The organism is Leisingera sp., assembly GCF_034669605.1.
Taxonomy (GTDB): Bacteria; Pseudomonadota; Alphaproteobacteria; order Rhodobacterales; family Rhodobacteraceae; genus Leisingera.
Map to the genome: position 1 here is coordinate 21,436 of NZ_JAXMOX010000035.1, position 6,000 is coordinate 27,435.

Genomic DNA, 6,000 nt, shown 5'->3' on the forward strand with positions numbered 1-6,000 from the left:
TGCAGGGAGGCCCCAGCTGGTAGACGGAATGCCAATTTCGATTGCGGAGAGGGAGCTCGGAAAGTTGCCTGTGTCACTTGCGAAAGCGCCGCCAACCATACAGGCCGGTGACCGGCGCGGGACAGGGCCGCAAGGCCGTTTAGCGCAGTCCGCTGCCTTGCGGCGGGTCCATAGATTGAATCCCTTGTGGCGGCGATAACATTCACGGCTACAGAAGGGGCTGGAAAGTTCGTATTCACAGTTCCCCGGCCCAAGGCGGGTTTGCGCCGGCCCGGGAAACCGTCACCGCTGCCACTCTCGCACCATGCTTCATCGCCTGCTGCAGAATTTCCGGCGGCAAGGCGGCCAGCTCCGGTTTTGTCAGTCGGCCAAGCTCGGACAATTTTGCAAGAACGCCCGCGTTGAAGGTGTCGCCGGCCCCGACAGTGTCGGAAATTTGCGCCCGGACGGCCGGCACATGCACTTCGCCGCCGTTTGCCAGGAAACCGGTCGCACCTTCACCGCCACGGGTCAGGATCAGCAGGGATGGCCCCCGCTCCAACAGAATGGACACTTTCCCGCCCAGCGACAGCGGTTGTGGCAGCAACCAGTTCAGATCCTCGTCGGAGGCCTTCACGATATCCGCCCGTGCCACCATACGGTCCAGCCGGGCGCGGTATTGTTTGATGTCCTGAATGAACCGGGGCCGGATGTTCGGGTCAATCATGACGGCGCGATCCGGTCCTTCCCGTTCCAGCAGCGCAGAATAGGCCTCGGCGCAGGGCTCCGAGGCTAGGCTGATGCCGCCGAAGAACAGGGCTGATACCTCTGCGGGCAGCCTCGGCATGTCACTGGGCTTCAGCATGCGCCCGGCTGAGTTCTCGTCAAAGAAACAATAGGCGGCATGGCCGGCCACGAGGCGGACGAAGGCCAGCGTGGTGGGGCGGCCGGACTGGATCACCAGCGATGTGTCGACATGGCTGGCCTTCAGCGTTTCGGCCAGCTGCCGCCCGAACATGTCGCTGGACAGGCCGGTCAGCATACCGGAACGCACCCCGAGCCGCCCCAGCGCAATCGCGGTGTTGAACACCGCCCCGCCGGGGTGGGGCACAAACCCGTCCGGCCCGTCCACGGTTGGCGCAGGGATCATGTCGATCAGGGCTTCTCCGCAACACAGGATCATGGATTCAATTCCTTTTGCCGGGTTCCAGCCCGGCATATTTTCTCAAAGCCGCTGCGCTGCCTTCCGACCAGATCATCTGGAGCCAGCGTGAAAACTCAGCAGCGAACCACTGGTTGCCGGCCAGGTCGCCGTAGATGTGGTGCTGTTCCAGCCAGGCTTGCGGACGCTGCTTTGCGGCCTTGGCAGCCGCAGCCAGCGCCTCCCAATTGGGATCGTTGGCCTCGATCCCGGTGCCATTCTCGCGCGTGCCGGCACACATGCGCGCCCAAAGCGCCTCAACCAGGCTCAGGCCCGCGATCGGGCCGCCTGCCGCCAGCGCATCACGCAGAATTGGGTGAACAAATTCCGGGTGCCGGGAGCAGCCATCAAAGGCAACCCGCCGGACCGTGTCGCGGATGGCGGGGTTGGAAAAACGGCGCTCGATCAGTTCGGCATAGTGTTGCGGTTTCATTCCAGGAACCGCCGCAACATAGGGGGCGATCTCCTGTTGCTGGACCCTGCGGAACAGCGCGGCAATCAGCGGATGCGCCAGGCAATCGGCGATGGTCTCCACCGACAGCAGCTCCCCGGCATTGGCAAGCACTTGATGGCCCGCATTCAAAATGCGGATTTTCATCACCTCATAGTCATGAACTGAGGGTGTGAACACCGCCCCGGCCTTGTCCCAGTCCGGGCGGCCCGCGCAGAAATCATCCTCGATCACCCATTGACGGTAAATTTCATGGGTGACGGGAGCGGCGTCCACAATGCCCAGCCTGCGGGCCAAGGCGATTTCGCCGGGGCCGGTAGCGGGCACGATGCAGTCGACCATCGAGTCCGGGAAACTGCAGGCCCGGTCGATCCAATCCGCCAGCGCCGGGTCAGTGAGGCGCGCTAGCGAGACCACCGTTTGCCGGGTGGCGCTGCCGTTGCCGCGCAGGTTGTCGCAGCTTTGAACCGTGAACGGACCGGCCCCGGCGTTGCGCCTGTTCTTCAGTGCAGCCACGATGGCCCCGAATACAGTGTGCGGGCGGCAGGGCTCCGCAACGTCATGACGGATATCAGGGTGCCCGGCGTCCAGCCCGCCGGTTTCCGGGGCCACGTAATAGCCGCCTTCGGTCACGGTCAGTGAAACGATGCGGATCGCCGGATCCGACATGGCGCGGATCAGCGGGCCGTTTCCGTCTTCTATCGGCAGGTAATCTATCATCGATCCGGTGATCTCAGCAGAGACGCTGCCGGGGGCCAGTTCGATCAGGGCGGTCAGGCAATCCTGCGCCAGCAGTTTTTGCCGCATTCCGGCATCATAGGGGCGCACCCCGGCCCCGATGATGGCCCAATCCTGTGCCAGCCCCTGTTGCATCAGCCGGTGCAAATACCACGCCTGATGGGCACGGTGAAAGTTGCCGAGCCCGATGTGAACAATCCCCGGTGTCAATGCGGCGCGGTCATACCCGGGACCTGCAACGCCTTCGGGCAGATCCTTCAAAGCGGCCAGGCCAAGCTGCACCGGCATGCGGTTTGCCGACTGGTTTTCCATCAGCTCATCCATTGTCCGCCATCAACGATGTAGGTTTGCGCGGCCACGTGCTTGGCCTCGTCCGGCGCCGGAAAGACAGCCATACCGGTCAGGTCCTCCGCCCGTCCCATGCGCCCGTATGGCACCGCCTGCGCCAGCTCTTGCATTTTTCGACCGGGCGCCTTCCCTTCATACTTCGCGTAATCGATGCCGGCGATCGCCACGCGGGCGCCTTCGCGGACACAAGCCCCGGCAAAGTCCTGCCCCATCCCCCGGGCGCCGCCGGTGATCAGTGCCGTTTTCCCTGCCAGCCGCTTCATGCGATCCGCAGGCCTGCGGCATCGAACTTATGGATGACATCGGCGCGCGGGGTCATGAAGATGCGGTCGCCGTGGCGGAATCCGACTTCACCGTCTGCTCGCACGGTGATGGTCTCTGCCAGACCGGTGTCGTGAACGTGGAAGAAGGTGTCTGATCCCAGATGTTCCGAAACACTGACCACACCCGGCCAGGCGCCGGCCTCGCCGGACACCTCGATATGCTCGGGGCGGACGCCGATGGTGTGGGCGCCGTGTTTGGCGGCCTCCGCGCCCTCGACGAAATTCATTTTGGGGGAGCCGATGAACCCGGCCACGAACTTGTTGCGCGGCGTGTGATACAGCTCAAGCGGCGAGCCGACCTGTTCGATCTCACCGGCATGAAGCACCACGATCTTATCGGCCATGGTCATGGCTTCGATCTGGTCGTGGGTCACATAGATCATCGTGGTTTCAAGACGTTCGTGCAGTTCGGATATTTCCAGCCGCATCCCCACCCGCAAGGCCGCGTCAAGATTCGACAGCGGCTCGTCGAACAGGAAGGCGGAAGGTTCCCGCACGATGGCGCGGCCGATGGCGACCCGCTGGCGCTGGCCGCCGGACAGCTGGCCGGGACGGCGGTCCAGGTAGTCGGTGAGGTTCAGCGCTTTGGCTGCGGCCTCGATGCGCTGGTTCTGCTCCTCTGCCGGGACCTTGGCCATCCGCATGGGAAAGGCGATGTTCTTGCGCACCGACATATGCGGATAGAGCGCGTAGGACTGGAACACCATCGCCAGGCCGCGCTTGGCGGGCGGCACGTGGGTGGCGTCCTGCTTGTCGATGCGGATCTGTCCCGACGTGACGTCTTCAAGTCCAGCGATCAGGCGGAGCAAAGTGGATTTGCCGCAGCCCGAAGGGCCAACGAAGACCGTGAATTCGCCATCATCGATGGTCAGGTCCAGCGGCGGGATGACTTCAATGTCGCCAAAGCTCTTGGAGACCTTGTCCAGAGTAATACGTCCCATGCCTATGTCTCCTTATTTCACAGCGCCGAAGGTCAGACCGCTGACAAGTTGTTTCTGGCTGAACCAGCCGAGGATCAGGATCGGGGCGATGGCCATGGTCGAGGCTGCGCTCAGCTTGGCGTAAAACAGGCCTTCCGGGCTGGAGTAGCTGGCGATGAAGGCGGTGAGCGGCGCCGCCTTGGCGGCGGTCAGGTTGAGCGTCCAGAACGCCTCGTTCCAGGCCAGGATCACGTTCAGAAGAAGCGTCGAGGCGATGCCGGGAATGGCCATCGGGGTCAGGATGTACAGGACCTCTTCGCGCAGGCTCGCGCCGTCCATCCGGGCGGCCTCCAGGATCTCACCGGGGATTTCCTTGAAGTAGGTATAAAGCATCCAGACGATGATCGGCAGGTTGATCAGCATCAGCACGATGACCAGTCCGGCCTTGGTGTCCAACAGCCCCATTTTAATGAAGATCAGGTAGATCGGATACAGTACGCCGACCGCGGGCAGCATCTTGGTGGAAAGCATCCACAACAGGATGTCCTTGGTCCGTTTGGAGGGCACAAAGGCCATCGACCAGGCGGCGGGCACCGCGATGAGGATGCCGAGGATGGTGGAGCCGCCGGCAATGATGATCGAATTCCACAGAAACCGGCCATAGTTGGACCGTTCCTGCACCACCGAGTAGTTTTCCAGCGTCCAGTCGAAAAACAGGAACACGGGCGGATCGGCGATGGCCTGGGCCTCGGTCTTGAAGCTGGTCAGGATGGTCCAGAGGATCGGAAAGAAGATCAGCAGGCCCACACCCCAGGCCAGGGCAGTATTCAGGGCTTTGCGTTGCGATGTAATTGCACGTGCCATGCGGGCCTCCTTACGCGTCCAGGTTCTTGCCGACGATGCGCATCAGGAAGATGGCAACAATGTTGGCGAGGATGATGGCATAGACCCCTCCGGCTGAACCCAGGCCGATGTTCTGGCTTTCCAGCACCCGCTGGAAGATCAGATAGGTCAGGGTCTTGGTGCCAAAAGCGCCCTGGGTGGTGACAAAGATTTCAGCAAATATCGACAGCAGGAAGATCGTTTGAATCAGCACCACCACGGTGATGGCCCGCGACAGATGCGGCAGGGTGATATAGGCAAAGCGTTTCACCGGCGGCGCGCCGTCCATTTCCGCGGCTTCCAGCTGTTCACGGTCCAAAGACTGGATGGCTGTCAGCAGGATCAGCGTCGCAAAAGGCAGCCATTGCCAACTGACAATCAGGATGATGGACTGGGTCGAGGCCTCGGTCAGCCAGACCAGAGGCTCGGCGCCAAAGGCCCGCCACACATGGGCCAGCAAGCCGTTCACAGGGTCCATGAACATGTTCTTCCAGACCAGCGCGGACACGGTGGGCATGACGAAGAAGGGCGCGATCACCAGGATGCGGACTATGCCCCGGCCCCACATTGGCTGGTTGAGCAGGATTGCGAGCATCACCCCCAGCACCACGGTGATCAGCAGGACGCCGCCAACAATCACCAATGTCGCCTGCACACTGGGCCAGAAGGCGCTGGAGGACACGAAACGGACATAGTTGTCGAAACCGGCCCAGCCCAGATCGCCGCCCCGCAGCGGCAGGAATTTTTTGAACGAGAAGTAGAGCGTCATCGTCAGCGGCACCAGCATCCAGCCCAGCAGCAGGATGACGGCGGGTGCCATCATCAGGCGGGCTGCGGTACGGGCGTGTTTGGTGCCGCCCTGGTGCCCCTCTGCGGCTGGCTCGCCTGCCGAGGTGGGCGCGGCTTTGGCCATTGCCAGACGCTCCGCGGATTGGGGGTGTTGCGTTGCCATTCTGTGTACCTCCTCCGATGACGGCACGCGGGCCGCCTTGGACGATTATGCGCAGTGGGGGACCGCCGGGGTCAGTGGGCGGCAATCGGGCCGCCCTCTGAAGTTCGTACCGAAGATCAGTAGCCTGCGGCTTCCATCTCGTCAGTGGTCAGTGCCTGGGCCTTCTCCAGCGCTTCTTCGACGCTCTGCTGGCCGGCCAGCGCGGC

General features: G+C 62.8%; 5 protein-coding genes and 1 pseudogene. All 6 read right to left on the reverse strand.

The features are described from left to right. Positions 1-235: 235 nt before the first annotated feature. A complete protein-coding gene (locus VOI29_RS06515; protein WP_323776947.1) occupies positions 236-1,162 on the reverse strand; it encodes a carbohydrate kinase in 927 nt (308 codons plus the stop codon). A 4-nt stretch (positions 1,163-1,166) separates the two neighbouring features. Then, on the reverse strand, positions 1,167-2,657 hold the full coding sequence (locus VOI29_RS06520) for a mannitol dehydrogenase family protein (RefSeq protein WP_323776955.1): 1,491 nt from the start codon (positions 2,655-2,657) through the stop codon (positions 1,167-1,169). A 23-nt stretch (positions 2,658-2,680) separates the two neighbouring features. After that, positions 2,681-2,872: pseudogene (locus VOI29_RS06525) on the reverse strand (L-iditol 2-dehydrogenase); the annotation flags it as partial. A 104-nt stretch (positions 2,873-2,976) separates the two neighbouring features. Continuing rightward, positions 2,977-3,981, reverse strand: a complete 1,005-nt coding sequence (locus VOI29_RS06530; protein WP_323776949.1) for an ABC transporter ATP-binding protein — start codon at positions 3,979-3,981, stop codon at positions 2,977-2,979. Positions 3,982-3,993: 12 nt separating this feature from the next. Next, entirely contained in the window at positions 3,994-4,824 is an 831-nt protein-coding gene (locus tag VOI29_RS06535) for a carbohydrate ABC transporter permease (RefSeq protein ID WP_323776951.1), read from the reverse strand. 10 nt (positions 4,825-4,834) lie between these two features. After that, on the reverse strand, positions 4,835-5,665 hold the full coding sequence (locus tag VOI29_RS06540; protein WP_323776957.1) for a sugar ABC transporter permease: 831 nt from the start codon (positions 5,663-5,665) through the stop codon (positions 4,835-4,837). Positions 5,666-6,000: the final 335 nt, after the last annotated feature.

What these genes read in the sequence shown, in the direction of transcription:
- VOI29_RS06535 (WP_323776951.1), bottom strand. Translation starts at nt 4,824, where the DNA reads ATGGCACGTGCAATTACATCGCAACGCAAAGCCCTGAATACTGCCCTG.
- VOI29_RS06530 (WP_323776949.1), bottom strand. Translation starts at nt 3,981, where the DNA reads ATGGGACGTATTACTCTGGACAAGGTCTCCAAGAGCTTTGGCGACATT.
- VOI29_RS06540 (WP_323776957.1), bottom strand. Translation starts at nt 5,665, where the DNA reads ATGATGGCACCCGCCGTCATCCTGCTGCTGGGCTGGATGCTGGTGCCG.
- VOI29_RS06515 (WP_323776947.1), bottom strand. Translation starts at nt 1,162, where the DNA reads ATGATCCTGTGTTGCGGAGAAGCCCTGATCGACATGATCCCTGCGCCA.
- VOI29_RS06520 (WP_323776955.1), bottom strand. Translation starts at nt 2,657, where the DNA reads ATGCCGGTGCAGCTTGGCCTGGCCGCTTTGAAGGATCTGCCCGAAGGC.